A 26,749-nucleotide genomic window follows, 5' to 3' on the forward strand; every position below is an offset into this window, starting at 1 on the left:
TTGGCAGTCGTTGCTATAGCTCAATCATACGGGTATAAATTTGTACTTGTCAAATTGTTTTGTTTTTGGTTCGACATTCTCGATTTGCTTGTCGTATGTTGTTTGACTAGTATTTTTCGCTGAACTCTGCTATAAAAATAATAACAGTGAACATTTTTTCGCCATCCATATCAATGAAGAGGAGTCCATATTATGAGAGAATTCCAGATAGGCTTCATTACGAATCCAGTGACCGTGCGTTGGGTACGAATACTTAATCTGATTGAACGTGAACATGCGTTTACCCTTATTCATCTTTCAGAACAGTTAAATATTACACAAAGAACGCTGATCAAAGATATCCAAGCGTTAAAAGATCACTTTGGAAAAAGTGCATCGTTTCATTCTGGAAGAAATGGCCACCGTTTCGAAGAAGTGGATCGCTTGCTTTATAAAGAAAGAAAAGAGCAATTGTTAGAAAATGAAGTGCTATTTGAGATCATTGGAAATATCTTTTATGGGGAATTGAGAAATGTGGGTGACTTAGCCTATGACTATAACTATGCAGAAAGTACCTTACGTCGTTTTTTGGCTCAACTTCAATCTTCGTTGAATGATTATGGACTGACGCTAAACTTAAATCCTGTGACGATCGTTGGGGATGAAGGCAGTATTAGAAAATTCTTTTTTGATTTTTATTATGGCGGAGAACACAATCCCCATACTATCCGGCCACCCGAAGGCTTACATCAGATGATTCTTCAAGAACTGAAAAGTCACTTCGAAGAGATTGAATTAGGAAGTGGGATGACGGTCACTGCCTTTTATTATGTCTTGTATATCACGATGGTCAGAGTACAGCAAAACCACTTTATTTCTTTACCGAATTGGATCAAAGAGATCAATCAAAAAGAAAATGATTTTCAATTGCTTTACTCTTTGGTACCACTGATAGAGAAAGAATATGGTGTTTGTTTACCTAAAGAGGAAGTTTCGTGGATCCATCTTTATATTTTGTGTAATCGACCAATCGATGAGATACAACATGAAAAGCTTTTTTATGAGCGTTTCAATCAATGGCCTGAAATCAGCAATGTCGCAAAGAATTATTTTTCTTCCGATAAATATGATAGTTGGAATCGTGAACTTTTAGAAGCTTTTTTGAGTGCTTATCTTGTCGCTCGGCGAATCAATGAAGCGATTTGTCCGGAACTAAATAAAGAGTTGTTTGAAGAACGTGAAATGGTTAAAAAGAATTATAGTGAAACTTATCTAGAAAATGACAGGTTTTTAAGAAAGAATCAGAAAAGATTAGGATTAGCTGATTCCTATTTTGAGGATATCGTCAACAGTTTTACGCTTTATATTGATTTACTGATTCACTATTATCAGCCAGTAAGAACTATTTTATTTTTGATTGAAGGGGATTATTTAGTTGTCCAGTCGATTCGTCTAAAAGCAACACGAATGTTAGGAAATCAGCATCAGGTGATATTTATGCCACTCAAAGGATTGACAAAAGAGCGACTAGAGTCTGAACATGTTGATCTTGTAGTTACCAATTATCGACCCTATCTATTTGACTATGTATTGAAAAAAGAGCCGATTTTGATGAATCCGATCCCTGACAGCAAAGATTGGGAACGAGTACTTGATCAAATAAACCCCTTTATAGATAGAATGACGAGTGAAATATACTAGTTGTTTTTTAGCAAGAGTCTATGAGTGCATAAATCAAAAAAATTAATAGTATTTATTCAAGTTTAGGACATAGCGAAAAGCTAATGTCCTTTTTTTTATTTTAGTAAGTGTTTTTTCCAAATTTCACGTTTTTATGAAAATTGCGATTTTTATTTAATTTTTAGTCAAGGTAATCTATAACATGTAAGAAAGAGATAGCAACTTATCTTCTTACAACTTGTCGATTCATGGAATCAATCGTTTTTGATAGTAAATTTAAGGGGGAGGGATATGAAAAAAATCAAGCCACACTTGCTTATTATAAGTATGTTCGTGGTACTTATCCATGCACCACATACTATGTATGGTTCAGAAGTCAAAGAATCAACAACGGAAGGTTCAGTCAGTTTTAGTGGCATTTATCAGCCAATCGGGGCACCTGATCCTTCACCTGATTACATTGCAAGACCTATCGATATTGAAAATGATCAGAATGTAGATAACCATACGAATTTGCCAAAAACCAACACAGTGATAAAGGATGTTTATCGGTGGCTTGGTCTAGGTATAGTAGGCTTTCTCTTATACTGGCGGACGTCAAAAAAATAAAAAATAGAAAATGAAAGTAGGAAATTATCACATGAAATTTATCCATTTAGCAACTGTTGCAGCATTAACAACGTCGATTTTAGCTGGAGGCGTAACAATTTTTGCGGAAGAGACAGAAGAAGAAAAAGTTGAAAGCAAAGAAGTACGAAATGCAATCACAGATGCAGAGATTGGCTTTACTGCAGTTGACGAAGACGGCGAAGGAGATGATACGGAAGTTTCTCCACCGGAAGATAATCCAGGGGTAGAAATCCCACCGGCTCCAGGACCAGATGGAGACAACAAAGGACCATTGACGATTGCTTATGTACCAACAATGAACTTCGGTTCACAAGTGATTTCAAACCAAGATCGTGAATATAGCATGTTAGCAGAAATGCAACAGCTTGAAGGAACAGAAGGCGACGAGAACAAAGTACCTTATGTCAGTTTTGCACAAGTCCAAGACACTCGTGGAACGAATGCTGGCTGGGATTTGAGTGTTAGTTTAAGTGACTTCACATCAGGAACTCAAAACGGAACATTGACAGGAGCCCAAATTTCATTGAACGATCCAAGAATCGACTATCGTGGAAACAACCAATCAAATGCACCAGTTGCCCATGCGAATGGCTTAACTTTACTTCCAGGAGTAGGTGCTGTGCCAGTGATGCAAGCGGCTGAAACAAAAGGAGCTGGAACTTCTTCTGTGGTTTGGGGGAATCAAGAAGATTTGATGGCGCAACATGAGGCTGAAGGTGATGCAGCAGTTAGAAATGAGTCAATTGTCTTATCTGTTCCGGGTTCAACAGCGAAAGATGTGGCGACGTACCGTTCAACATTAACTTGGGAGTTATCTGCATTACCAGATAATGAACCAGATGAAGAGACTGAAACAGTTTAAGGAACAACAATATTTATTGTGCAAGGTGAGAGGTAGCGTTACATCGTTTTGTAGCGCTACTTTTATGAAAGAAAGGAAGCAAATGAATGCCAAATACGATTCGTATACTAGCTAAAACAAAAAAGAAATGGTCGATTACTCTGTTGTTGCTTTTATCTTTGCTTTGGTTTTCGCCCTCCGTAGGTGCCGAAGAAGGAGAATTGAATTTCTATGTGACACCGGAGTTTCCAGAAAGCCAAGTTGAAGGAAAACTGAACTATTTTGACATACAAGGGCAACCTGGAAGTACGCACACCCTTCGCTTGAAATTACAAAATATTCGAGAAGAAGAAGCCATTATTCAGATCACACCGCATACGGCATTTACAAATGTCTTGGGGGTCGTCGAATATGGGAAAAATGCCGATGAAGCGGATTCTTCTTTAAAGTATGGAATGGATACGCTGATCGAGACACCTGAGCCGATCATACTTGCAGGAAAAGAAACAAAAACAATCACTTTAGAACTACATATGCCAGCAGAATCGGTTGAAGGTTTTTTAGCTGGCGGATTAAGAATCGAGGAAGTGACACCGGAAGAGGAACAAACACCAATCGAACAAGAAGGTGTAGCTATCCAAAATGAATTTGTCTATGTAGTAGCCGTTTTAGCTAGTAACGATCGTTCCTCGGTGCAGCCAGATTTGGCATTGCTCGATGTCTTTGCAGATCAATTGAACTACCGGAACGTCATTAGTGCGAATCTGCAAAATTTCATGCCGACATTTGTCAATCAGTTAGCAGTGGAAGCAACGGTTCATAAAGTAGGCGAAGAGGAGCCTCTTTATGAAGCACAACAAGAACAAATGCAAATGGCGCCAAATTCGAATTTTAATTTTCCAATTTCACTAGAAGGGGATCGATTTCAAAGTGGCGAATATCTTTTAAAGCTAAGGGCAACTGCAGGAAAAGAAGAATGGTCATGGGAAGAAACATTTATTATCGAAGCGGATGAAGCCCAAGCATTGAATCGTGCAGATGTCACGATCGATACGAGTATCAACTGGTGGATGATTGGGGGGATCATAGTGATTCTTTTATTACTAGTGCTAACTGTTTGGCTATGTTTAAAACAAAAAAGAACGAATCACAAGACTGTATGATTCGTGAGAAGGAGCAAGGGTGAATGGGATTAAATTTAAGAAAACAACTCGCTCTTTTGAGTACATCTATCATGTTAATTCAAGTACTTCTGTCATCTACTGGGACAGTCTATGCGGTACAAAAAAGCATTGTCCAGCAAGCATCTGAAGAATTATCCCACGAGAGATTATTGGAAAAAGACTATTTGGGTAATCTCAGTCAATTGAACGAAAGTCTACCAGAAATACCAGAAATTCAACAATTTTCTTTTGAAGCACAGACGTTTTCCTCCACTGTGGATCAAGCATTTCTTCTGACCTTTACGAGTAAATTACCTGCCGATCATGTCTTACTACGTCTTCCACCAGAAGGGGAAATTTTAGAAGACCAACTGGCAGAAGGCATAAGATTGGTACATTCTCACGGTGACTATTGGCATGTGCATACAGCGCAGGAACAAACAACTTTCACGTTGCAAGTTGCTTTTGTAACTGCCGGTGCGTACTTTATCACCTTAGATTATGATGCGGATCATTTTTATGTTGTCGTTGAAGAATCACACATAGAAATTGCTGAATCAACTGTAGATGTAGTAAATGAAGAAGATACTGTACCTGAGAACGAATCGGAAACGCAAGAATCAACGATCGAAAAAATAGCACATAAAGAAGAAAACATTATCCAACCAATCAGCGTTCAAGAAGCATACCATACGATTCCTGAATCACTTATAAGTGAGGAAGAGCAACGAATACTGGAAGAAACAAGAGATCCACAAAATCGCTCAACTAGTAATGTAAGAAATTGGAGTCAGTTTAGGAGTGCATGGAATAATTTTAGGACGACAGAGATCTATCAATCGGGAAATATCATTTTTTCTAGCTCGATTTTAGGAGATTCTTTGAATACAAGAAATTCATCCATTCATCTTAGTAAAGCACCTGCAACTGGCGGACATCTAGGATTTCAGGATTCTTCCACAAATATGGAGATGAGTGGAAATGCGACGTTGACTGTAACCGGCTTATATGTCCAACGTTTAGCGAGTAGTCGTAGCAATCCAATTATTAGCCACACCGGAGATGGATTAGTGATCATTCAAATGTGTATTGTTGATGCTTTTAGTGGAACACAGCCTATGATTTCTGGAAAAAATGTTAGGTTGGTCGGTTCTACTAGTGTAACGAATACTAGATTCGCAAATGTGCCTGCCATTTCCATTCGCGCAGGTGGCGTATTGGATATTGGTTACAGTAACGCTATTCAGGGAGAGATTGTTTCAAGGAATATCAAACCGGTACAATTAGCTGCTACTAGCCGAATCTTGATAAAAGCGAATCGTTTTTCCATGACTAACTATAGAACGAATGCGATTAATTCGTGGCATCAAGTTGATGTAGAGCTTGGCGGTGTTGATGGTGAACAGGTCATCCGTGGTCAAGCAGATCCCGATGATTTCACGGAACGATATTTACAAACATTTCATAATTCCGAATATACAGGGTTAGTTTTTAACGGATCTGGTTCAGGCTGGGTTCCACCTCCTGTCATAGAAGGAACAGTAACAGTCAGACATGTAGATGTGTACCACAACGAATTAGCCGAAACAGAAACGCTCACTGGTCCGATTGGTGAAAGTTATGTGACACAACCAAAGGAAATAGCAGGATGGGTATTGAATGAAGTACCACACAATACTTCTGGTGTGTTTATGAAAACAGAACAAACAGTTACTTATGTTTACGAAGAAGAAATTGATTCCTATGATCCTGTTCATCCAGTTGATCCGATCAATCCAGATCAGGAAGTTCATCCAGAGAACCCGCCAGAATTGCCAGAAGAACAAGGTGCTTTGAGTATTGATTTTGTTTCCAGCTTTGATTTTGGTCAACAATTTATATCAACGCAAGATCGTTTGTACTATGCGAAACCTCAGCGTCTCTTAAACGACCAAGGGGTGGAAGCAACGGAAGAAGAGCGCCCAAACTATGTTCAAATAAGCGACCGTCGCCCAGAACATTTACGAAATGGTTGGCAACTAGCCGTTACTCAGAGTGGGCAATTTGTCAATCCAACCGGTAATGAATTGATAGGAGCTACGATCAATTTGGACAATCAAGCACTTGCGACAGCACAAGGAGGTATCGCTCCAACAATCCAGCAAAATGAGCGTCAGGAACTCATTCCGAATACAAGGAGTGTGCTACTGAAAGCAGCAGGCGGAACCGGTACTGGAACATGGATCTATCGCTTTGGTGATTTGGAGACTATGGGAGAAAGCGTAGGTTTACATGTGCCGGCAGGTGTGAATCCAGAAACGACAAGTTATTCGACAAAACTTGTCTGGGAATTGAGCAGTGTACCTGACCAATAGGGAATATACTCTTTTTGCCTTCACAAAATAAAATCAATAAAATCAGTTTGATTTTTAAGAAAATTAATTAAATGATCAACAAATAATTTTTCTGTTATTTTAAACAGAGTTTAAATTATTTGTTGATCGTTTTTTATTGTATAAAGGATCTTGAAGGCATAAAATAGGTGGAAACTCCCCCAATATTCATAGTGTTTGAAGTGATTGGAATTTTTTGTGTGTGGGATTGTAAGAGTTAGAGAATCATCTATAAGAAAAGAAAGCACACTAAAAATTAATGAATAAAGCGTGTTCTTAAAAAATAAAAAGTTGATAACCACTGAGCGAAAGGTCATAAATCCAGTCTGTTGGTCTAAGTTTTTTGTTATGGATATGCAGTAGTTTATTAAAAAATAGGAATAAGAGTACGAAAGTTATAAATAGCTTTTGCTTTTAAATTTAATCCAGTTATTTTTTCAATTTTTCACTTATTTATTATTAGTATTTCTCCATCATTTTTGTTATACATGTTTACAATCTATTTTTTTTAAGAATAGATATAAAAAACAAATGGGGTGCTAAAATGCGAGAATTACAGCTAAAGTTTATCACGAACACGATTACGGAGAGGTGGATGCGTATCTTAAATGTAATCGAGCAACAAAATATATTTACAATCGTTGGCCTGTCGCAGCAACTAGGTGTTTCTAAACGCACGATTCTAAAAGATGTCAGTGAACTGAAAACCTATTTTGAGAAGAGTGCGATTTTTGAGTCAAACACGACGGGCTATTTTTTTAAAGAAAAAAATCGACGACTGTATCATGAAGACAAAGAAGCATTGTTACAATCGGAGATTTGGTTTGAAATTATCAGTGACATTTTTTATGGAGAGCTAGTATCTGTCGGAGAATTAGCTGATCGCTATAATTATTCAGAAAGTACGATGCTACGATCAGTCGCTCAAATCAAAGAGCTTTTAAAAGAATATCAGCTTTCACTTAGCTTAAAACCAGTGGATCTTGTGGGAAAAGAAGAGAATATCCGCAAGTTTTTTTTTGATTTTTTTTATGAAGGAGAACCAACACCGTATACGGTCTATCCTCCAGAAAGTATCCACCAGATGTTTTTAAATAAGCTAGGTGAGCGTCTTGGTAAGTATGAGATAGGAACAGGGATCATGGTCACAGGATTTTATTACTGTTTGTATATCACGATGATCAGAAATAAGAATGGGCATATCATCTCTTTACCTCGTAAGATAAAAGAGATTGATTTTAGCAATGAGACAGATTTTTTATTGATGTCTGAATTGATTCCACTGATCAAAAAGGAGTATGGTATTTCGATCCACCAAGATGAAATCATTTGGCTTTTTCTGATTATAATCAGCAAACGAACGATTGATAATATCGAGCACGAGACTGTCTTTTTGGAAAAGTATAATCAGTGGTCTGAAATAGATCTAGTGATTGAATCTTACTTCCAATTATTCAACATCGACCGGAAGACTAATCCTATATTATCCACCTTTCTTTCTGCCTTTTTTCTGGGGAGGAAAATCAATAATGAAATGGCACCAATACTGAATAAATTATTAAGTGAAGAAATTATTATCATCAAAGATCTCTATGGTTTAGCCTATGAGAAAAATCGGAAATTTATTCATGAAAACCAATCATTGCTGTCTTTCTCAGAGAAATATTTAGAAGATATCATAGCAAGTTTAACGATGTATACAGAAATCTTGTTCTCTTATTATTCACCCAAGAAAACAGTGTTGTTTCTTTTGGAAGGTAATCATTTACTCGTTCAGTTGATCAAAGTCCAAGCCAATCAACTGTTGTCGAAGCAGCATCATGTGCTGTTTGTTCCGTTACATGAATTGACAGAAGAACGTTTGAACGTTGAGCATGTTGATTTGATCGTAACGAATTATCGTCCTTATTTATTGGATTACCAGTTGAACAAGGACTATTTGTTGATTAATCGAGTCCCTAATAGAAATGATTGGGTCAACATTTTTACTCAGTTGAATCCTTTACTCAATAGTATGCTGTAAGAAGTAAAAAACGACATTAATCGATGAAGTAACTAAAGAGATTAACTGATCTCCGCGGTTCTTCATCGATTTTTTGTTGTGCAAATAAAAGAGCGAATCTATCAAAGTCACATAGTGAAAGTGGGAACAAGCCACTTCACTAGTTAGTGAAAAATATGAATTTCTTTTCTTTTTGGGCTACGTTAATCTTATTTATGCAGAAAGTAATGATAATTACTATTATGTAAGAAAGGTTATAGGAGGAGGGAAATGAATCGTAAAAAAAAATACATACTAAGCCTGAGTATGTTACTTATTCAATGTTATGCACCTTTGGTTGTATACGGGACAGAGGTTCGATCAGTTGAAACAGAGGGGGCAGTCGGTTTTACAGGCGTGTATGAAATGCCTGGAGATCCAGTACCAGCTCCAGAAGTTGAAATCAAACCAGACTTCCCGAAAGAAATCGCTCAACAACCGTCAGAGGAGAGAGATGCCAGTCACAGAAGATTGCCAAAAACGAATGCACAACAAATGAGTAGTTGGATAATTTTAGGGGTTTTTCTTGTGATAATGACACTTAGTTTTTGGTTTTGGAAACACAAAAAGAAAAAACAATCATAGAAAGTAGGACGTGTATAAATGAAATTAGTTAGATTAGCAACAATTGCAGCCTTATCATCAACAGTTTTTGCCGGAGGTATGACTGTATTTGCAGAAGATGGTTCCACAGACACATCAAAAGAAGTACGTAATGTAACAACTAATGGAACGATTGAATTTACACCAAATGAAGATGAAGAGCTAGTCGTTGTTCCACCAGTAAAAGAACCAGATGTCGAGATTGAGCCTGAAGTGCCAGGAACAACTGGGCCTTTATCAATCATGAAAGCTGTCACAATGGATTTCGGTTCACAAGTCATTTCAAATCAAGATCGAACATACAATATGGTTGCAGAAAAACAACAAAAAAAGGGGACAACTGGTGAAGAAAACAAAGTTCCGTATGTCAGTTTTGCGCAAGTACAAGATGTCCGTGGAACGAATGCTGGTTGGAATCTGCAAGTACGCATGACCGACTTTAAAGCAACGAATACAACAGTGAATGATACATTGCTCGGTGCAGAAATTTCATTGTTGGATCCAAGAATCCAGTATGAAGGAAGTACGCCTGGTAATGCGCCAGTAGCTCATCCAGCTGGAATGAAATTAATACCAAATGCTTCTGCGGTATCCGTGATGACAGCAGAAAAAGATAAAGGTGCAGGGGTATCTTCAGTTGTTTGGGGGAACCAAGCAGACCTAGATGCACAAGAGGCGAACGATGAAGTTGAAGTAGTAACAAATAATGCGATCCAATTGTTTGTTCCTGGTTCTACAGCAAAAGATGCGACACAATATAAATCAACATTGACTTGGGAATTATCCAATACACCTGATGTTAGTGGTGTAAATTAACAAGAAAAAAAATATGAGTAACATAACGAATCATAATCATTAAAAAGCAACCGATTTTTGTTTATAGAAGTGAATGTGGTAGCGTTACAATTTTGTAGCGCTACCTCCTTTAAAGAAAGGGGTAAGTTTATGAAAAAGACAAGTACATATCGAAAAAATAAAATCCAACAAGTGGGGATCGTATTACTCGTCATGATTGTCAGCCTGATGGCTCCCATGTTGGTTGGAGCGGAAGAAGGAACGTTGAATTTTTATGTAACGCCTGAGTTCTCAGAAAATCAAAAATCAGGAAATGATCGTTATTTTCAATTGAATCTTGCACCAGAAACGACAGAAAAGCTAACGTTGAAACTACAAAACGCAAACGCAGAAGCCAAAAAAATCAAAATCACCCCACATACTGCTTATACCAACGTGATGGGGGTCGTAGAATACGGACAAGATGCGGAAGAAGCAGATCCAACGCTCAAACATTCGTTGGCTGAGTTGATTGAACAACCAGAAATCATTGAGCTTGCTGGAAATGAAACAAAGACCGTTACGCTTGATTTGAACATGCCTAAAGAAGAATTTGAAGGATTGTTAGCTGGCGGATTACGAGTGTCAGAAGTCAAAGAAGAAGCAACAGAAGAAACGAGTAATGAAGAAGGTGTCGCCATCCAAAATGATTTTGCGTATATCATCGGTGTGGTTGTGAGCAACAAACAAGATGCTGTACAACCGGACTTAGAGTTGTTAGATGTTTTTGCTGACCAACTCAACTATCGCAATGTGATCAGTGCGAATCTACAAAACTTCACCCCGACATTCGTGAATCGCTTAGAAGTCGAAGCTACGGTTCAAAAAGTGGGCGAAGAAGAGATTTTATACCAAGCCAGTCAAGAACAGATGCAAATGGCACCCAATTCCAATTTTAATTTCCCGATTTCTTTAGAAGGTGATCGTTTTCGCAGTGGTGACTACGTATTGAAAATGACGGCACGTTCTGGGGAAGACGAATGGCAATGGGAAAGAACCTTTACGATCGAAGCAGATGAAGCACGAGCATTGAATCGAGCGGATGTTATGGTCGATACGAGTATTAATTGGTGGATGATTGGTTCAATCATGTTACTTGTTTTATTGCTTGGAATAATTCTTTACCTAATCCATAAAAGAAAAAAAGAGCAACCGAATAAGAGTAATGAGAAGGAGTGAATACAATGCCCTCAAGATTAAGAAGAACGATGCTTTTTTTAGGGACGACAATTTTAGTGATACAAACAGTAACTATACCGATAGGCATGGTCTACGCAGAAACCACGATGGACAATGTGGAACATGAGCCAATGGAACGTCCTGCTATCCAAAACTCCTTAAAAGAACTATCCAGTAATCCTAACTTTTTCTTTTCTCAATCTCAATTGCAAGGAACGATAAAAGTTCCGCTACAAGTGACGTTCTTTTCTGATCAAGAAGTGTCAGAGGCACGAGTGATCTTACCAGAAGAAGCAACGCTTATCCAAGACCAATTGTCGGCAGGGATTTCAATCGAACAAGGAGAGCAGCCTCATGAATGGATCGTTCAGTCAAAACATGCGCAAAATACGTTTGTTCTTCCTTTGGTATTTGACAAGACAGGAAACTATGAACTGTCTGTGGAAGAAACGACGACTCAGCTAAAAATCAGTGAGCCAGAAGCAATCAGTGATGAACTTCCAGCTGAAGAAAGTGACTCCCCTGATGAGGAGCTAGGCGGACAAAAGGAATCAAAAGAGGGAGAACATATAATAGAAGAAAATCAAGAGGATGATCAGACATCCGAAGAAGTAGATGAGCCTAAGGAAGAAGCTCCGCAGAATCAACAAACAAAGGAGAAAGAGCCTTTCGTAAGTGTTTCAACATGGGAAGAATTTCAAAAAGCCATAAGTAACGATGATGTACAAAAAATTATTTTGGAAAACGACATAGTCAGAAACGCTGGAGCGGCAGGTACGATCAACAGAAATATAGAAATTGACGGACAAGGATGGTCGATAGATTTTGCCAATAATACTGCTGGATTCACACTTGGAGCAGTGAGCGTAGAGACGACAATTACTTTAAGAAATATAACAATAACAAAACCGGGAACTACAGCAATTTTTACAGGTACAGCAGCCAACAGTCAAAGATGGACATTAAATTTTGAAAATGTTCATACAGGAAATGGGAATGTATCTGGTTTAGTTAATGCACCGAATGCAAAGGCAGGATATATAGGTGGCGAAAATACTTATAGGTCGACTATGAATGCGCGTGATGATGCTGTCTTCCGAGTCAATAATTTTTTTGCTCGAAATGGAAGTAAAGTAAGTATGGACCTGCAAGCAAAGTTAGCACAAATTTCAGGCGTATTACCGGTAGTTCAAATTACGGATGAAGACACTACAGTTTCTATTAATACAACTTCAACAAGCTCTGGTAGATACGGAGGGGTTATCAGACTAGATTCAAATGAATCGCTTATTGAGGTTAACAATGGAGCATCTTTGAAAATAGAAGCCCCTCAAACTAGTGCGCTTCTTTATGATACTGCTACGAATTCAAGAATTTTGGTAGACAATGGCTCTAAAATGGAACTTTACTCTTCTCTTCTTGATGGAAATGATGCAACAGTTAGATTTTATGGGGCTGCAAGCCGAGGTTCTCGATTTGATATAGATAATAATAGTACTGTTATTATTGAGGCTGAAGAAGGAGCTGCTCCGGCCGTAAGATTTCGTGCGGATGGTCAATTCTTTGTAAAAGGAAATAGTAAATTACAAATGTACAATGGTGGAAACGGATCACCTAATAATTCGGCGAATCAAGGGATAGAATTTGCTAATGATGGTGGAGTTTTTGATTTGAGTGGCGTGGGAACAGAAGTAAATATTGTCTCTGATTTTGGACCTGCTATTGGTGGTAACAGTTCGATGGAAATCAATGTTAGGGAAGGAACTAGTTTTACAGCAATTGGAAGATCGAGCACTGCATCAGGTGCAATATTTAATGGTTCAACTAGTAATATAACTATTGATAATCCACTTTTTTTTGATTTTAAAAATACACGTCCAAATGGAGGCAACATATATAATGTATCGTCATCCTCTATATTTGATTTGAAAAATTCTAATTTTGCAGCATGGGCTAATGGTTCTAATTTTGATCTTGAAGCAGAAAAGTATTGGAATATGGTTGATTTTGAATTAACGGGAAGCAATTTTAATACTATTAGAAAGACTAGCGATCCGGAATCATTTAATACAAGTACTTTTGGACCGGCTGGAATGACTGCATATAGTAGAATTAGTGCAAATAACGCACGTGCTGTTGTTGATGAATTAAGAGTTCCTACTAATGCAGATAAGTCTATTTTTGGTCATGTAAGTATTCCGGAAGGGAGTGACTATAGATCAGCGTTTGGAGGCGAGGTGGAACTAGAGATAGAAATTGAACGACTTACTGGAGAAAAAGAAACACATAGAGCAATTACTAAAGTAGATAGTATCTATGGTGAAGAAGATAGAGAGGGGATATTTGAAGTAAAATTACCGAATCTTTTAAATGAGGGAGATCGGATTAGCGTTCTATCTGCTTTTCGTGGTGTTGGTGAAGTTGGAGTTCCAAGTTTACCGGAGGATATCAAAATAGATAGTGTTGTCGTCTTTCCGATTATCCCACCAAAACCAGCGGAGTTTCCTTTGAATACCATCGGAAAAACAGCTACACATGTTCAGGGATATGTTGAAAACAAAGAGGTTGAAATAACCGCAACTCATAATGGACAAATCTTTGACACTTCTGATGTAACGATAGACAACGAGGGTAACTTTATCCTAGATTTATCTGACTTAACTTTAAAAGAAGACGATGAGATTCAGGTCTTTCTAAGAGATGCAGAAGGCTCGGCAGAAGCCGCAGGTGTGATCAATCCACCAGAAACCAATAACGTGCGTGGAAATATCAACCCAGCCGCTGAATTAACATTTCACGATGTAACTTTTGAACCGGCTACGACATTAATCGTTGAGGATGTAGGACCTTTCTCACCGGTAGATCCTTTAGATCCAGAATTAGAAGTGGAACCTGAAAATAAACCAGAATTGCCAGAAAATCAAGGGCAACTAAGTATTGACTTTATTTCGTCCTTCAATTTTGGCTCACAAGCTATTTCTGTTCATGAACAAACATATTATGCCCAACCTCAACGATTGTTGAATGAAGATGGGACAGTGAAAGAGAACGAAGAGCGGCCAAATTATGTTCAAATCAGTGATCGTCGACCGGACAATGAGCGAAGTGGTTGGCAATTATCGGTTACCCAGAATGGACAATTCAGTAATCGAAATGGTCATGAATTGCTTGGTTCGGAAATCCAATTGAGTAATCAACAATTGGCGACAGCACAAGGCGGAAATTCGCCTGAGCTACAGGAAGAATCCATGCAAAGGATTTTACCAAATACGAAACAAATCTTATTACAAGCAGATGAAGAATCTGGAACAGGAACATGGATCTATCGTTTTGGGGATGCAGAGACAGCAGATAAAAGTGTTGGTTTGTATGTCCCTAAAGGAACGAATCCAGAAGCCAAAGAATATTCAACGACACTTACTTGGGAATTAAGTAGTGTTCCGGGAAATTGATAAAGAAATAGAGCTATAACAGTAGTATACAATTCTGAGAAATAAGCCAGAAAACCCGAAAATTATTGGGTTTCTGGCTTATTTTTGGAATACTATTTACTCAGTTTTAGAGACTGTGAGATGACTAATATCATAGCGCTTTTTTTCCCTTCTTAATACGGAGTGAAAAACAATGACTATTATTATAGAAGAAAAGTTTCTATAAAAGATGTAAGGAAGGAGAAAATCCTTTACATTAGAGCGACTATAACGTATATAATCTAAATAAGGTGTGCTGTAACTAACATCGTTGACTGTCTCAGAAAAAAGAATCAACGACAAAATAAAGCATGCAAACATGGAGAAAACGATGATAAAGAATAAATTGCAACAATACAAAATATTATTGATTTTATTGATTCTTGTAGCGGTTTCACTGATTGTTTTTTTGAATCAAATCATTTATGCGTGGTTGATCGTGGAGATTTATGCGTTTCTTCTTTGTGGGTACTTAGTGATTTTTGATCAAAGGGAGGCAACATCTAAGATTGCTTGGATTTTAGCCTTATTATTTCTGCCAATCGTTGGAATCATTTTATACTATTTGATTGGTCGTGAGCCTCGTTTACGGAAGTTGCCGAAACAGCAAGTAGCGAATGAGCGAAACGTACAACAAACTGTTTTAAAGATCCTTCAGGAACATTCAGAGATCATCCATGCCAAGCACGATCTGTCTAACGAGATTTTCCATCTTTCAGAAAAGTATCCAACGAAAGACAATCAGCTAACTTTGTTAAAAGAAGGGGACGAAGCCTTTACAGCATTGTTGCAAGATATCAAGCAGGCAACGCATCATATTCACCTTTTTTACTATATTGTAAAAGGAGATGAAACCGGCGAAGAACTGACGGCTGCCTTGATTGAAAAAGCACGACAGGGAATCGAAGTCCGTTTTATGTATGACAGTGTTGGATCGATTGCTTTTCCGAATCGGTTATTAGATGCGCTGCGAGAAAATGGTGTGGAAGTACGGACTTATGATCTTTTGAATTCACCGTGGTTGAGTAACAAAGCGAATTGGCGAAACCATCGAAAAATCGTTGTGATTGATGGCAAAATCGCACATACTGGCGGTATGAATATCGGAAATGAGTATAGTGGTCGCGGTAATAAGTTCTCTTATTGGCGAGATACGAATGTTCGGATCGAAGGGCCTTCTGTATTAGAGGTACAAGAATGTTTCGTTTATGATTGGTTGTTCCTTGATGAAGGAACGGAAACGATCGGTCATTTTATCAAACATCAAGATACGTATTTTCCATTAAAGACGGATACACCCAAAGGCTCGGAAATCGTACAGGTCATTTATGGCGGTCCTTATGATCAAGAACGAATCATCAAAGATTCTTTTAATGACTTGATTGGTAAAGCAGTTGATTCGATCAAAATCGCTATGCCTTATTTTATTCCAGATGAAGAAACATTGGGCGCACTTAGACGAGCAGCACGTTGTGGGATCAAGGTGCAATTGGTCATACCGGGAAAAGGGGATCGTGGCATTTCATTCCATGGGACGAACTCGTTTATTGATGACTTATTATCGGCGGGGGTCGAAGTGTTTATTTATGATACGACCGCATTTATCCATTGTAAATATATGATCGTCGATGATGTAGTGGCAACAATTGGCTCGACTAATTTTGATATTCGCAGTTTTTATCTCAATCATGAGTTATCGATGTTCATTTATGGACCATCAAGAACAATCGATGAATTGAATGATCATTTTGCGGAAGATTTAGCCCATGCGAAAAGAGTCAAAAAAGAAGAATGGCAACGGCGAAGTGGATGGACGAAAGTCAAAGAGAAAATCAGTGGTTTATTTGTCCCGATTCTTTGATTGTGGAGAATAAACGGATTGTAAAAGCAATAGTTAGCCTGAGACAGAGTAGACAAAACGATTTTTTGGTTTTGTCTACTCTGTTTTTCATTTTATGTTTTCTTATTGTTTTATAACAATACAATGCGCAATGAAATAAGATTTTTTATGGATATGCTACTATAGATATAGATATGAAGTGTTTTTTTACAGTTGATTCATATAAAATGTCCAGCTGTAAAAATTTGCTTTGAGACTTAGAAAGCAAGAGGTACTGTTATGGAAAACAAACAAAAATCAGTCATTATTCTTGGTGGAGGCCTTGGGGGCTTATCTGCAGCAGTGTCTTTGGCACAAGCAGGATTCAAGGTTACTTTATATGAAAAAAATGATCATCTAGGCGGTAAATTAAACCGTTTAGAAGCGAATGGATTTGGGTTCGATCTAGGGCCATCTATTTTGACGATGCCTCAAATCTTTGAAAAATTGTTTATTGCAAGTGGCAAACAGATGGCAGATTACATTCCGATTGAACGGTTGGATTTGCAGTGGCGCTCTTTTTTTCCTGACCATACATCGATTGATTTATACAGCGATCTAACGAAAATGGCGCAAGAAAATCCAATGTTGTCTGCAACCGATATGGCAGAGTATCAAGCATTTTTAGACTACGCAAAAGAAATCTACGATTATACAGAAGTCGGTTATTTTGACAAAGGGCTTGATTCAACGATGGAGATTTTAAAAGAACATGGTGTGATCAAAGCGTTGAAAGGATTTGATTATTTTTCTTCGATGCATGATGGAATCGCAAAACGAGTGAGTCATCCTAAAATGCAAGAGATGCTTGGTTATTTCAGTAAGTACGTTGGTTCGTCTCCTTATGATGCACCAGCGGTTTTGAATATGATGATCTATATGCAACATGCGCAAGGGATTTGGTATGTGCCAGGTGGGATGCACAAGATTGCGGAAGGGATCGTGAAACTTGGGAAAGAGATCGGTGTGACGTTCCATACCGGCGTTTATGTTGAAAAATTAAATATAGAGAATGATCAGATCCGTTCTGCGCGATTGGCAGATGGCACGGTGATCGAAGCAGACTATTTTGTTTCGAATATGGAAGTCATCCCGGCTTATGAACAGTTATTAGATGAAAAACCAGCGTTTACTGAGAAGTTAGAAAAGAAATTTGAACCCGCAAGTTCAGGGTTTGTCTTGCATTTAGGTGTGAATAAAGAATATCCGCAATTAGCACATCATAATTTTTTCTTTTCAAATGCGGAGAAAGAAAATTTTGATCAAAACTTCCATCAGCACCAGTTGCCAGAAGACCCAACGATCTATTTGGTCAATGTGAATAAGACTGATCCTTCCCAAACGATTGAAGGACATGAGAATATCAAGATTTTACCGCACATCCCTTATTTACAAGATCAACCATTTACAGAGGAAGAATACGATGCCTTTCGGGAGCGTATCTTGATCAAATTAGAAACGATGGGATTAACGGATTTGAGAAAACATATTGTCTATGAAAATCGTTGGACCCCAGAAGATATCCAAAAAAATTATTTATCACATCGGGGAGCAATCTACGGTACTGTCTCAGATCGTAAAAAAAATCATGGGTTCAAACATGGGAAACATAGTGAGCGCTATGACAATTTATACTTTGTCGGTGGAACGGTCAATCCTGGAGCTGGTATGCCAATGGTTACTTTGAGTGGGCAACAAGTAAGTGATAAGATCGTGCAAAGAGAAGCGAATAGATAGGAAGGAAGGGGTATTTTGTTACTGATCATGATCGTCCTTTTCGTCGCTTGGCTTGCAGGGTGGTGTATCTTTTATCGATTGCCGTTTCTCGCGAAAACAGCACCAACGACTCGACTTGCAACAAGTGTTTCAATCATTATTCCTGTACGTAATGAGGTTAACACGATTCCAAAATTGCTTCGATCAATCCAGAAGCAGACGATCCAACCACAAGAGATCATCGTAGTAGATGATGCTTCCACTGATGGTACAGCTGAAATCGCCAAGCGCTTAGGTACAGTAGTTTTTTCAAATGATCGTGAACAGCATGGAAAGGCGGCTGCCTGTTGGTTAGGTGCAACGCATGCTAAAAGTGAGACTTTCTTATTTTTAGATGCGGACACATTCTTCCAAACCGAGAATAGCTTGGAAAGATTATTGGCTGAATACGAAAAAAGAGGAAAGCGTGGACTAATGTCGCTACAACCTTTTCATCAGACCTTTCGCTTTTATGAACAGTTTTCTTTTATTTTTAATGTGATCATTCTAGTAGGATTGAATACTTTTTCTGTGTTTGGGGAAAAAGTAAAAGCAGCGGGGGCATTCGGTCCGTGTATCTTGTGTTCAAAAATAGATTATTTTCAGGTGGATGGGCATAATGATATGCCTAGTGGGATCTTAGATGACATGGCTTTAGCTAAGCGCTTCCTAAAGAAAGATCTTCCCATCCATTTATACGGCGGAAAAGAGTTGATTGCTTTTCGCATGTATCCAGAAGGGTTCAAGCAATTGATCCAAGGGTGGACAAAGGATTTTGCAACAGCTTCAAGAGCCACCAATCCCTTTATTTTGTTCGGGACCATATTATGGATAGCTGGTGGAGTTGGCTCTGTATTGGCTTTTCGTACGGATCAATGGCAGTTTGCGCTAGTCATCTACTGTCTGTATGTATGCCAATGCATCATCTTTGCCAAACGTGTTGGGAATTTCACCCTTGCTTTCTTGTTGTTTTTCCCGATCTTTTTTCTCTTTTTCCTTTTCTTGTTTTTATGGTCGTTGATCCAAACGTATCTGTTGAAATCAGTGACTTGGAAAGGAAGAAAAATCAAATTTTAGGAGGGTTTTATGCCGCTGATCCATTTGACCACTGGAGTATTAGTCATGCTCGACATTCTTGTCTGGTTTATATTCCATTTAGGAATATCCTACGGTGTCCGCCAAATCGCTGACTCGTTTTTTGAAAGAAAGCATCGTTGGTTTCGTTCCTTTTCTTTTGAAAAGCGAGGGAGTTTTTGGGAAAAAAATTTCCGAATCAAAAAATGGAAAGATAAGCTACCAGATGGTACGGTGATTGCTAAGAGAGGATTCGATAAATCAAGGCTTGGCAAGACTGATTCTGCTGCACTGAAGAAATTCATCATCGAAACGCAAAGAGCAGAGCTGACACATTGGCTATTGATCCCGCCAGCGTTCCTGTTTTTTTTGTGGAATCCAAGATGGGCGGGGTGGGTCATGGTTTTTTATGCGCTTCTTGTCAATGTTCCGTTTATTATGATTCAACGCTATAATCGACCACGATTAGAACGAGCGTTGATCAGAAAAATAAGGAATAACTAGGTGTTCGATATGTGTTTATGTTGTTGTTATGGTGATTTTATGTTGTCTTTATGTTAAAATAAAATTGAAAAATAATAGGGGTGATAACATGGAAACGACAAAAAAGAAACCAATCCATATATCAATTGATGAGGAGCTGAAAAAGGATGCTGAGCAATTATTTGATGAGTTAGGTATGAATATGACAACCGCAATTACAGTTTTTTTGAAACAGTCTGTCAATAAACAGGCAATTCCTTTTAAAATTGAAAAAGGAAATCCGGCCACTTTGCAAGCGCTAAAAGATGCAAAAGATGGGAATATTCATGGAGGATTCAGCTCTGTTGATGAGTTGCTGGAGGATTTGGATGCTTGATATTTTTTATACCTCACAATTCAAGCGAGACTATAAAAAAGCGAAAAAGCAAGGGAAAGATTTAGCCAAATTAAAAAAGGTGCTATCTCTTTTGCAAAGCCAACATAAATTGCCCAAAGTGTATCGTGATCATCATTTGACCGGCAATTATGCGGGATTTAGAGAATGTCATATCAGCCCAGATTGGCTATTAGTATATAAGATTGATACTGATCAATTACTACTAATACTTGCTAGGCTAGGTTCCCACAGTGAATTATTTTAAATGAAATGTGACGGAAATAGACAACTCCAAAAAATAAACGAGAAAATCTAAAAACTGTTTTTAAGTTTTGGATTTTCTCGTTTATTTTGTTTTAAGCGTTACTAGATAGCTAATGGCAAGTCTTTTTATTATGCGAAATCTAGTTTCGAGTTACCTCTAAAATCAAATAAGACAAAAAAGGACCTATCTGCTTGTTTTTGTCATGACGTGTCGCCAAAAGTGAAAGTATTCTTCTTTTAAATCGATCGTAGCAAGTTCTGTCCAATAAATAAACTGGTCGTTTATATAAAAACCTTCTTCTGTCATCATGGACTGGATTTTTCCTTGGTAATGTTTGCCGCTTTTTGTCAGAAGAGCAATTTCTTGCTTGGCGATATAAGCGGTGATGATCACTGTTTCAAAATGGGTATAGATCGTTTTCATAACGAACGCTTCCTTTTTTATTTAGTCGTTTAGTCATTGTCGGTTGGGAATTCTTGGTAAAATTCATCTTTGATCAACTGAATCTCTTCTTGTTTGTGCGATTGAGGCATACGATTGCTGATTTTTCCCATGGTAGCAAAAGTAGAGAGATGCGACCATTTTTCTTCTTGCTTTAATTCGATATGGCGAATATCTTGCCAAGGGATTTGAGTGTCATCGATCGTCACCTCATCTTCATCACTTTCTCCAAAAAAGACGCCTTCAATATTTTCTAAATACCTGCCAAATTCATCCTTTGTATTTAATTGAATCGTTACTTTTTGCTGATAGAGAAAGGACTGTAACAGGACTTGGTCGATTTCCTCTCGCGTCATTTGCGATTGGGGAGGGAGGTCTTTTAGGGCGTCTTCAGCGTTTTCATCGATCCCTTTAACTAATTCATCCATGGCAAAAGCGGTTCCCCATTTCAAGCCAAAGGGGCGATCGCGGTATTCATTGTAATCGAGAAATTCTTTTTTCGTGCGTCGCATGTCCTTCACCTTCAATACCAGCCATTCCACCAGCATGACCGCCTACAAGCGAACTGCGGGCGATTGCTCGACCACCTTCCAGTAAACTATGTGCATGGACGATTGCTTTGAATCCATATTTTTGTCGAATCTTATCCACGACAAAGTCAATCTTTGCCGCATTGACTTGCTCTTTAGGATCATCGAATAGATTCAATTGCAAGCCAGTCGCATAAACTAAGCGAGAACAATTGACGCCGATACTTCGGATATCTTGCCGTTGATAATGTCGATCAAAAATCATCAATAGTGCTTCTGCTAAGACATGACTGGCGTTGGTCGGCTCGATTTTCATCTGTTGGTGAAACCCGGTTTTTCCTGAAACATCTGTGTAGCCTAAAGAAAAACCGACCCACAGACTAACTACTTGTGCTTTTGCTTCTTCTCGACGTAAGCGTGTGCCTACTTGATCCGCCATTTCCTTGATCACGATTTCAATCTCTTCTCGGCGAGTATAGTCCTTATTGAGGATTTGACTATTTCCGATGCTTTTTGATTTAGGGGTGTAGACTTCGCCAAGAAAGCTTCGATCGATTCCCCAGGCATGGGCATAAAGTTGTGTACCAATTACCCCCATTGCACTTTTTAAACGATAGTAATCCGCATGTGCAAGCTCATAGATGCTATGGATGTTCATTTTATTTAAACGAATCGCTGTTTTTCGACCGATCCCCCAAAAATCTGTAAGCTGAGGAATCCGCCAAAGTTTTTCAGGGACGTCTTCATAACGCCATTCGGCGATCATGTCTCGGGTATCCTTCGCTTCATTATCCAGAGCTAATTTTGCCAATAGTGGATTATCACCGATACCAATCGTGGTATAGATCCCTGTCTGATCATAAACGTCTTGACGAATTTTTTTTGCAAGTGCCCGGGCATCAGGAGCATCGAACAAATTCAAGCTATTTGTGATATCTAAAAAACTTTCGTCGACCGAATAGACATGATGGTTACTCTCGTCTGCATAGGTTTTATAAATTGCATTGATTTCTTTGTTCTTCTCCATATAATAGGCCATTCGTGGTGGGGCAATATATAAATCACTGGGATAAGGAAAGGGCAAATCACGCGCACGACTGATATTCGTGATCCCGTAGGCTTTTTTTGCAGCTGGGCTAGAGGCAAGGATCAACCCGCTACCACGTTCTTCCCATGAATTTCCGGGATACGACATAACAACTAGTTTGGTTGTTAAAGGGTCTAATCCAAGTGAGACACATTCAACAGAAGCATAGAACGACTTACAATCAATACATAAAATATCTCTAGAAGGTTCTTTATGATAGTCAAATACAGGATTTTGATTTTTAAACATAACAGTCACCTCTTCTACATGATTAGAACACATGTTCGCGTTTTTTGTCAACGAAAAAATCAATAGGAACTTTAAAAAAACATCGGTCTTCTAAAGGATCATTGGCATAAAGAGAAAAAGATTTGAAAAAGTAGTTGACTTATTTCAGAAAGAAATCTATACTTAAACCAATCTTAAATCAGTTTGGAGCGATTTCTTATGAAAATCACATTGAATTCACAACTGAATACGTATTACTTTAGCTATTTTAGATAGGTTTGTATTCATGACATTCATGGGTGCAAACACAACGTTTGTATCTATGATGGCTAAGGATGTTTGAGATGACTTGTCCGCCACATAGATGAAAATCTATAGTGGCTTTTTTGTTAGAATTGGTGAAGGCCCACTGTAGATTTGTCTACGGCGGGCTTTTTTTATACCTAACGAAAGGAGAACCACATCAGTTCATTTTCCAACGAGTTATTTTAAGTAAACAACGAACGATTTTCCATTGTCGATCAAGTATTTAAACAGTGATAAAAAAATAAAAATAAAAAAGGATGTTATCTTATGATTTTAATTATTAAACCAGGAATTGAAGTAAACCAACTAGAACCAGTACTTTCACGTATCAAGGAAGAGGGCTTGGACGTCCAGATCAACCATGGCAAAGATCGTCTTGTTTTAGGATTGATCGGTGATCCAAAAATTATCCAAGGTGTACCATTTGAAAGATACGACACGGTGGAGCGTGCAGTAAAAATCTCTAATACGTACAAACTGACTTCTCGAGAATTTCATCCGCAAGATACAGTCGTTGATGTGGATGGTTTGAAAATCGGTGATGGTAGTTTTGTGACGATGGCTGGTCCTTGTTCAGTAGAAGGCGAAGAACAAATCATGGAAACTGCTCGTATGGCAAAAGCTGGTGGCGCAACAGTCCTACGTGGAGGAGCCTACAAACCTAGAACGTCACCCTACGCTTTCCAAGGATTAGGAGAAGAAGGACTGAAAATGATGCGTAAAGCAGCGGATCATTACGGCTTAAAAGTCATTACCGAAGTCATGGATGAAGCCCATATCGATGTCGTTTGTGAATACACAGATATCATTCAGATCGGTGCCAGAAATATGCAAAACTTTCGTCTATTAGAAGCTGTTGGGAAAACAGGAAAACCAATTGGCTTGAAACGCGGGATTTCAGGGACGATCGAAGAATGGTTGAATGCGGCGGAATACATTGCGGTACAAAACAATCCAAACATCATCTTTATCGAACGTGGTATTCGTACTTACGAAACAGCGACACGTAATACCTTCGATCTAAGTGCTGTACCGATCATTAAAAAATTAAGTCATTTCCCGATCATCGTTGATCCAAGTCATGGTACAGGGGTTTGGGATCTCGTATCACCAATGGCAAGAGCCGGTGTTGCTAGTGGCGCAGATGGGATGATCGTAGAGATCCACCCTGATCCAATCCACGCATGGTCAGATGGACAGCAATCATTGAATGAAAAGAACTACCTAAGAATGATGGAAGAAGTCGAGATTTTAGTTGAAGCAATGAATAAAATCAAAGCCTTATAGAAAAGAGGAGCGTCATGTTAGAAGTTGTCTTACCAGAAAAAAGCTATGAGATCATCATTGAACGAAATGCACTCAATCATGTGTCTGAGTGGATCGAAGGAATCTGGAAAAATAAAAAAATCGCGATTATCAGTGATACGAATGTTTTTCCGATATACGGCGAAAAAATTTGTCAACAGTTGCGGGCAAGCTACGAAGTCGTCCATTATGTTGTTCCAGCTGGGGAGAGCAGCAAATCATTCGACATGGCAGCTCACCTCTATGCGTTTTTAGCAGAAGAACAATTTACGCGTAGTGATGCGGTGATTGCGCTTGGAGGGGGAGTGATCGGCGATTTAGCCAGCTTCGTTGCTTCCACCTATATGCGAGGGATTTCATTTGTCCAGATCCCGACTTCCTTACTGGCACAGGTCGATTCAAGCATTGGAGGAAAAACAGCAATCAATGCACCCATGGCGAAAAATATGATTGGGACATTTGCACAACCAGACGGGGTATTGATCGATCCAGAGACGTTAATGACGTTATCAGAGCGTAGAATCCAAGAAGGGATTGCTGAGATCATCAAGTGTGGCGCAATCAGTGATGAAACGCTATGGCAAGATTTGGCAAGCTTAACAGGAGTTGCTGACTTACTGGCTAATAGTGAAAAAATCATTGAAAAGGCGTTGCGTGTGAAGAAACAAGTTGTTGAAGAAGATCAATTCGATAACGGGAATCGTTTGTTACTGAACTTTGGCCATACGATCGGACATGCCATCGAAAATACTGCTGGTTATGGTCAGATCAGTCATGGCGAAGCCGTAGCGATCGGTATGGTGCAAATCACCAAACAAGCCGAAAAGCTGGGACAATCACCAGTGGGTATCACTGCGCAATTGATCCAAATGATCGAAAAGTATCAGTTACCGATCAAGTACCAACCTTGGGAGGAGCAATCCCTTTATGATGCGATCACCCACGATAAAAAGGCACGTGGAAAGACATTGAAAATCATTTTATTAGATAAGATCGGACAAGCAAGGATCCAAGAAATTCCGCTTGAATCCGTGAAAGACTATTTAGAGGAGGGGAATTAAATGCGTTTTTTAACAGCAGGAGAATCTCATGGTCCACAGTTAACTGCCATTATTGAAGGTATCCCGGCAGGATTAGAAGTTTCACTTGAAAAAATCAATGAAGACCTTGCGAGACGACAAGGCGGTTACGGTCGTGGTGGCAGAATGAAGATCGAGAAAGATCGTGTCCAAATCACCTCAGGTATTCGACATGGTAAAACGCTTGGTTCGCCAATCACGATAATCGTGGAAAATAAAGATTGGAAGAATTGGCAGACGGTGATGTCAGTCGAGCCAATCGAAGAAAAACATGTCACACGTCGCCGTGTAGCGAAACCTCGTCCGGGACATGCCGATCTAGTCGGTGGGATGAAATACCAACATCAAGATCTTAGAAATGTGTTAGAGCGGTCTTCCGCTAGGGAAACGACGATGCGTGTGGCAATCGGTTCTTTAGCAAAACAGATCCTAGCAGCACTAGATATTGAAATTGCCAGTCATGTAGCGGTTCTTGGAGGAATCAAAGCAACGATACCTGAAGTGCTACCTGTAGCAGTCATCAAAGAAAAAACAACGATCTCCGAAGTTAATATGGTCGATCTTGAAATCGAAGAACAAGTCAAAACATTGATTGATGAGACGAAAAAAGCAGGTGATACCTTAGGTGGTGTCGTCGAAGTCCGGGTTGAAAATGTACCGGCTGGTTTGGGTAGTTATGTCCAATGGGATAAAAAATTAGATGGAAAATTAGCACAAGCCATGCTGAGTATCAATGCCTTCAAAGGGGTGGAATTTGGTATTGGATTTGAAACAGCCACTTTACCAGGCTCTAAAGTCATGGATGAAATCACCTGGGATCAAGAACAAGGCTACCGCCGGACAACCAATCATTTAGGTGGTTTTGAAGGTGGGATGACGAACGGCGAACAAATCATCGTTCGTGGTGTGATGAAGCCGATCCCGACACTTTACAAGCCATTGATGAGTGTCGATATCGATACGAAGGAAGCATACAAAGCAAGTGTCGAGCGTTCAGACAGTACGGCTGTACCCGCAGCTTCGGTGGTTGCTGAACACGTTATTGCAACAGCACTTGCCGTGGAGATCCTTGAACATTTCCCAGCGGATAACATGAGTGAGCTGAAAAAATCTGTGGCCAGTCATCGGCAGATGATCCAAGACTTTTAG

The 26,749-nt window shown here is 38.9% G+C and carries 22 protein-coding genes; 19 read left to right on the forward strand and 3 right to left on the reverse strand.

Annotated features, from left to right (window positions below):
- The first annotated feature begins 192 nt into the window (after positions 1 to 192).
- The 16 genes from IGJ39_RS02635 to IGJ39_RS02710 all read left to right on the forward strand — a co-directional run bounded on the left by IGJ39_RS02635 (position 193) and on the right by IGJ39_RS02710 (position 20,624).
- A complete protein-coding gene (locus IGJ39_RS02635; protein ID WP_019723488.1) occupies positions 193 to 1,680 on the forward strand; it encodes a helix-turn-helix domain-containing protein in 1,488 nt (495 codons plus the stop codon).
- Positions 1,681 to 1,950: 270 nt separating this feature from the next.
- Entirely contained in the window at positions 1,951 to 2,268 is a 318-nt protein-coding gene (locus IGJ39_RS02640) for a hypothetical protein (RefSeq protein WP_019723489.1), read from the forward strand.
- A gap of 31 nt (positions 2,269 to 2,299) precedes the next feature.
- Entirely contained in the window at positions 2,300 to 3,151 is an 852-nt protein-coding gene (locus IGJ39_RS02645) for a WxL domain-containing protein (RefSeq protein WP_108173565.1), read from the forward strand.
- 86 nt (positions 3,152 to 3,237) lie between these two features.
- Positions 3,238 to 4,293: a DUF916 and DUF3324 domain-containing protein gene (locus IGJ39_RS02650; RefSeq protein WP_195339073.1), complete on the forward strand. Its 1,056-nt coding sequence runs from the start codon at positions 3,238 to 3,240 to the stop codon at positions 4,291 to 4,293.
- A gap of 23 nt (positions 4,294 to 4,316) precedes the next feature.
- Positions 4,317 to 6,647, forward strand: coding sequence for a WxL domain-containing protein (locus IGJ39_RS02655; RefSeq protein WP_104775567.1), 2,331 nt, complete (start codon positions 4,317 to 4,319; stop codon positions 6,645 to 6,647).
- Between the two features lie 562 nt (positions 6,648 to 7,209).
- Complete coding sequence (locus tag IGJ39_RS02660) at positions 7,210 to 8,688, forward strand: helix-turn-helix domain-containing protein (RefSeq protein ID WP_029594079.1); 1,479 nt, start codon at positions 7,210 to 7,212, stop codon at positions 8,686 to 8,688.
- 249 nt (positions 8,689 to 8,937) lie between these two features.
- Positions 8,938 to 9,291: an LPXTG cell wall anchor domain-containing protein gene (locus tag IGJ39_RS02665; protein WP_019723494.1), complete on the forward strand. Its 354-nt coding sequence runs from the start codon at positions 8,938 to 8,940 to the stop codon at positions 9,289 to 9,291.
- Between the two features lie 18 nt (positions 9,292 to 9,309).
- Complete coding sequence (locus IGJ39_RS02670) at positions 9,310 to 10,125, forward strand: WxL domain-containing protein (protein ID WP_019723495.1); 816 nt, start codon at positions 9,310 to 9,312, stop codon at positions 10,123 to 10,125.
- Between the two features lie 129 nt (positions 10,126 to 10,254).
- The gene (locus IGJ39_RS02675) at positions 10,255 to 11,322 is read left to right on the forward strand and encodes a DUF916 and DUF3324 domain-containing protein (protein WP_065096241.1); all 1,068 of its coding nucleotides are present in this window, start codon (positions 10,255 to 10,257) and stop codon (positions 11,320 to 11,322) included.
- A gap of 5 nt (positions 11,323 to 11,327) precedes the next feature.
- The gene (locus IGJ39_RS02680) at positions 11,328 to 14,774 is read left to right on the forward strand and encodes a WxL domain-containing protein (protein WP_019723667.1); all 3,447 of its coding nucleotides are present in this window, start codon (positions 11,328 to 11,330) and stop codon (positions 14,772 to 14,774) included.
- A 337-nt stretch (positions 14,775 to 15,111) separates the two neighbouring features.
- Positions 15,112 to 16,653 carry a cardiolipin synthase gene (gene cls / locus IGJ39_RS02685; protein WP_438764156.1) on the forward strand — a complete coding sequence of 514 codons (1,542 nt, stop codon included), beginning with the start codon at positions 15,112 to 15,114 and terminating at the stop codon, positions 16,651 to 16,653.
- Positions 16,654 to 16,911: 258 nt separating this feature from the next.
- A complete protein-coding gene (locus tag IGJ39_RS02690; RefSeq protein WP_065096238.1) occupies positions 16,912 to 18,408 on the forward strand; it encodes a phytoene desaturase family protein in 1,497 nt (498 codons plus the stop codon).
- A 15-nt stretch (positions 18,409 to 18,423) separates the two neighbouring features.
- Positions 18,424 to 19,503 carry a glycosyltransferase gene (locus tag IGJ39_RS02695; RefSeq protein ID WP_081277432.1) on the forward strand — a complete coding sequence of 360 codons (1,080 nt, stop codon included), beginning with the start codon at positions 18,424 to 18,426 and terminating at the stop codon, positions 19,501 to 19,503.
- A 9-nt stretch (positions 19,504 to 19,512) separates the two neighbouring features.
- Positions 19,513 to 20,004, forward strand: a complete 492-nt coding sequence (locus IGJ39_RS02700; protein WP_065096237.1) for a glycosyl-4,4'-diaponeurosporenoate acyltransferase — start codon at positions 19,513 to 19,515, stop codon at positions 20,002 to 20,004.
- 88 nt (positions 20,005 to 20,092) lie between these two features.
- The gene (locus IGJ39_RS02705) at positions 20,093 to 20,359 is read left to right on the forward strand and encodes a type II toxin-antitoxin system RelB/DinJ family antitoxin (RefSeq protein WP_019722403.1); all 267 of its coding nucleotides are present in this window, start codon (positions 20,093 to 20,095) and stop codon (positions 20,357 to 20,359) included.
- On the forward strand, positions 20,352 to 20,624 hold the full coding sequence (locus IGJ39_RS02710; protein ID WP_019722402.1) for a type II toxin-antitoxin system YafQ family toxin: 273 nt from the start codon (positions 20,352 to 20,354) through the stop codon (positions 20,622 to 20,624). Before IGJ39_RS02705 ends, IGJ39_RS02710 begins: the two co-directional genes overlap by 8 nt.
- 183 nt (positions 20,625 to 20,807) lie before the next feature.
- On the opposite strand, the gene IGJ39_RS02715 is transcribed toward IGJ39_RS02710, so the two are convergent.
- From IGJ39_RS02715 to IGJ39_RS02725, 3 genes are read right to left on the reverse strand one after another with little or no spacing between them, the layout of a single operon-like run.
- Positions 20,808 to 21,047 carry a hypothetical protein gene (locus IGJ39_RS02715; protein ID WP_019722401.1) on the reverse strand — a complete coding sequence of 80 codons (240 nt, stop codon included), beginning with the start codon at positions 21,045 to 21,047 and terminating at the stop codon, positions 20,808 to 20,810.
- Positions 21,048 to 21,076: 29 nt separating this feature from the next.
- Complete coding sequence (locus IGJ39_RS02720; protein ID WP_065096236.1) at positions 21,077 to 21,577, reverse strand: hypothetical protein; 501 nt, start codon at positions 21,575 to 21,577, stop codon at positions 21,077 to 21,079.
- Positions 21,540 to 22,931 (reverse strand): Y-family DNA polymerase, encoded by a 1,392-nt coding sequence (locus tag IGJ39_RS02725; protein WP_062805667.1) that lies wholly within the window; start codon positions 22,929 to 22,931, stop codon positions 21,540 to 21,542. Before IGJ39_RS02725 ends, IGJ39_RS02720 begins: the two co-directional genes overlap by 38 nt.
- 552 nt (positions 22,932 to 23,483) lie before the next feature.
- Here IGJ39_RS02725 and aroF point away from each other — a divergent pair.
- Genes aroF through aroC form a run of 3 tightly spaced genes read left to right on the forward strand, consistent with a single transcriptional unit; the run spans position 23,484 to position 26,749 of the window.
- Positions 23,484 to 24,503: a 3-deoxy-7-phosphoheptulonate synthase gene (gene aroF / locus IGJ39_RS02730; protein WP_019722398.1), complete on the forward strand. Its 1,020-nt coding sequence runs from the start codon at positions 23,484 to 23,486 to the stop codon at positions 24,501 to 24,503.
- A gap of 14 nt (positions 24,504 to 24,517) precedes the next feature.
- Positions 24,518 to 25,582 (forward strand): 3-dehydroquinate synthase, encoded by a 1,065-nt coding sequence (aroB, locus tag IGJ39_RS02735; RefSeq protein ID WP_065096235.1) that lies wholly within the window; start codon positions 24,518 to 24,520, stop codon positions 25,580 to 25,582.
- Positions 25,583 to 26,749 carry a chorismate synthase gene (gene aroC / locus IGJ39_RS02740; RefSeq protein ID WP_195339070.1) on the forward strand — a complete coding sequence of 389 codons (1,167 nt, stop codon included), beginning with the start codon at positions 25,583 to 25,585 and terminating at the stop codon, positions 26,747 to 26,749.

This window comes from Enterococcus sp. AZ140, assembly GCF_051714405.1.
GTDB classification, from domain to species: domain Bacteria; phylum Bacillota; class Bacilli; order Lactobacillales; family Enterococcaceae; genus Enterococcus_B; species Enterococcus_B pernyi.

Coding starts and splice junctions, on each gene's coding strand:
- IGJ39_RS02670 (WP_019723495.1), top strand. CDS start 9,310: ATGAAATTAGTTAGATTAGCAACAATTGCAGCCTTATCATCAACAGTT.
- IGJ39_RS02710 (WP_019722402.1), top strand. CDS start 20,352: ATGCTTGATATTTTTTATACCTCACAATTCAAGCGAGACTATAAAAAA.
- IGJ39_RS02715 (WP_019722401.1), bottom strand. CDS start 21,047: ATGAAAACGATCTATACCCATTTTGAAACAGTGATCATCACCGCTTAT.
- IGJ39_RS02645 (WP_108173565.1), top strand. CDS start 2,300: ATGAAATTTATCCATTTAGCAACTGTTGCAGCATTAACAACGTCGATT.
- aroC (WP_195339070.1), top strand. CDS start 25,583: ATGCGTTTTTTAACAGCAGGAGAATCTCATGGTCCACAGTTAACTGCC.
- IGJ39_RS02725 (WP_062805667.1), bottom strand. CDS start 22,931: ATGTTTAAAAATCAAAATCCTGTATTTGACTATCATAAAGAACCTTCT.
- IGJ39_RS02660 (WP_029594079.1), top strand. CDS start 7,210: ATGCGAGAATTACAGCTAAAGTTTATCACGAACACGATTACGGAGAGG.
- IGJ39_RS02655 (WP_104775567.1), top strand. CDS start 4,317: ATGGGATTAAATTTAAGAAAACAACTCGCTCTTTTGAGTACATCTATC.
- cls (WP_438764156.1), top strand. CDS start 15,112: ATGGAGAAAACGATGATAAAGAATAAATTGCAACAATACAAAATATTA.
- IGJ39_RS02680 (WP_019723667.1), top strand. CDS start 11,328: ATGCCCTCAAGATTAAGAAGAACGATGCTTTTTTTAGGGACGACAATT.
- IGJ39_RS02690 (WP_065096238.1), top strand. CDS start 16,912: ATGGAAAACAAACAAAAATCAGTCATTATTCTTGGTGGAGGCCTTGGG.
- aroB (WP_065096235.1), top strand. CDS start 24,518: ATGTTAGAAGTTGTCTTACCAGAAAAAAGCTATGAGATCATCATTGAA.
- aroF (WP_019722398.1), top strand. CDS start 23,484: ATGATTTTAATTATTAAACCAGGAATTGAAGTAAACCAACTAGAACCA.
- IGJ39_RS02665 (WP_019723494.1), top strand. CDS start 8,938: ATGAATCGTAAAAAAAAATACATACTAAGCCTGAGTATGTTACTTATT.
- IGJ39_RS02675 (WP_065096241.1), top strand. CDS start 10,255: ATGAAAAAGACAAGTACATATCGAAAAAATAAAATCCAACAAGTGGGG.
- IGJ39_RS02640 (WP_019723489.1), top strand. CDS start 1,951: ATGAAAAAAATCAAGCCACACTTGCTTATTATAAGTATGTTCGTGGTA.
- IGJ39_RS02720 (WP_065096236.1), bottom strand. CDS start 21,577: ATGCGACGCACGAAAAAAGAATTTCTCGATTACAATGAATACCGCGAT.
- IGJ39_RS02700 (WP_065096237.1), top strand. CDS start 19,513: ATGCCGCTGATCCATTTGACCACTGGAGTATTAGTCATGCTCGACATT.
- IGJ39_RS02650 (WP_195339073.1), top strand. CDS start 3,238: ATGCCAAATACGATTCGTATACTAGCTAAAACAAAAAAGAAATGGTCG.
- IGJ39_RS02635 (WP_019723488.1), top strand. CDS start 193: ATGAGAGAATTCCAGATAGGCTTCATTACGAATCCAGTGACCGTGCGT.
- IGJ39_RS02705 (WP_019722403.1), top strand. CDS start 20,093: ATGGAAACGACAAAAAAGAAACCAATCCATATATCAATTGATGAGGAG.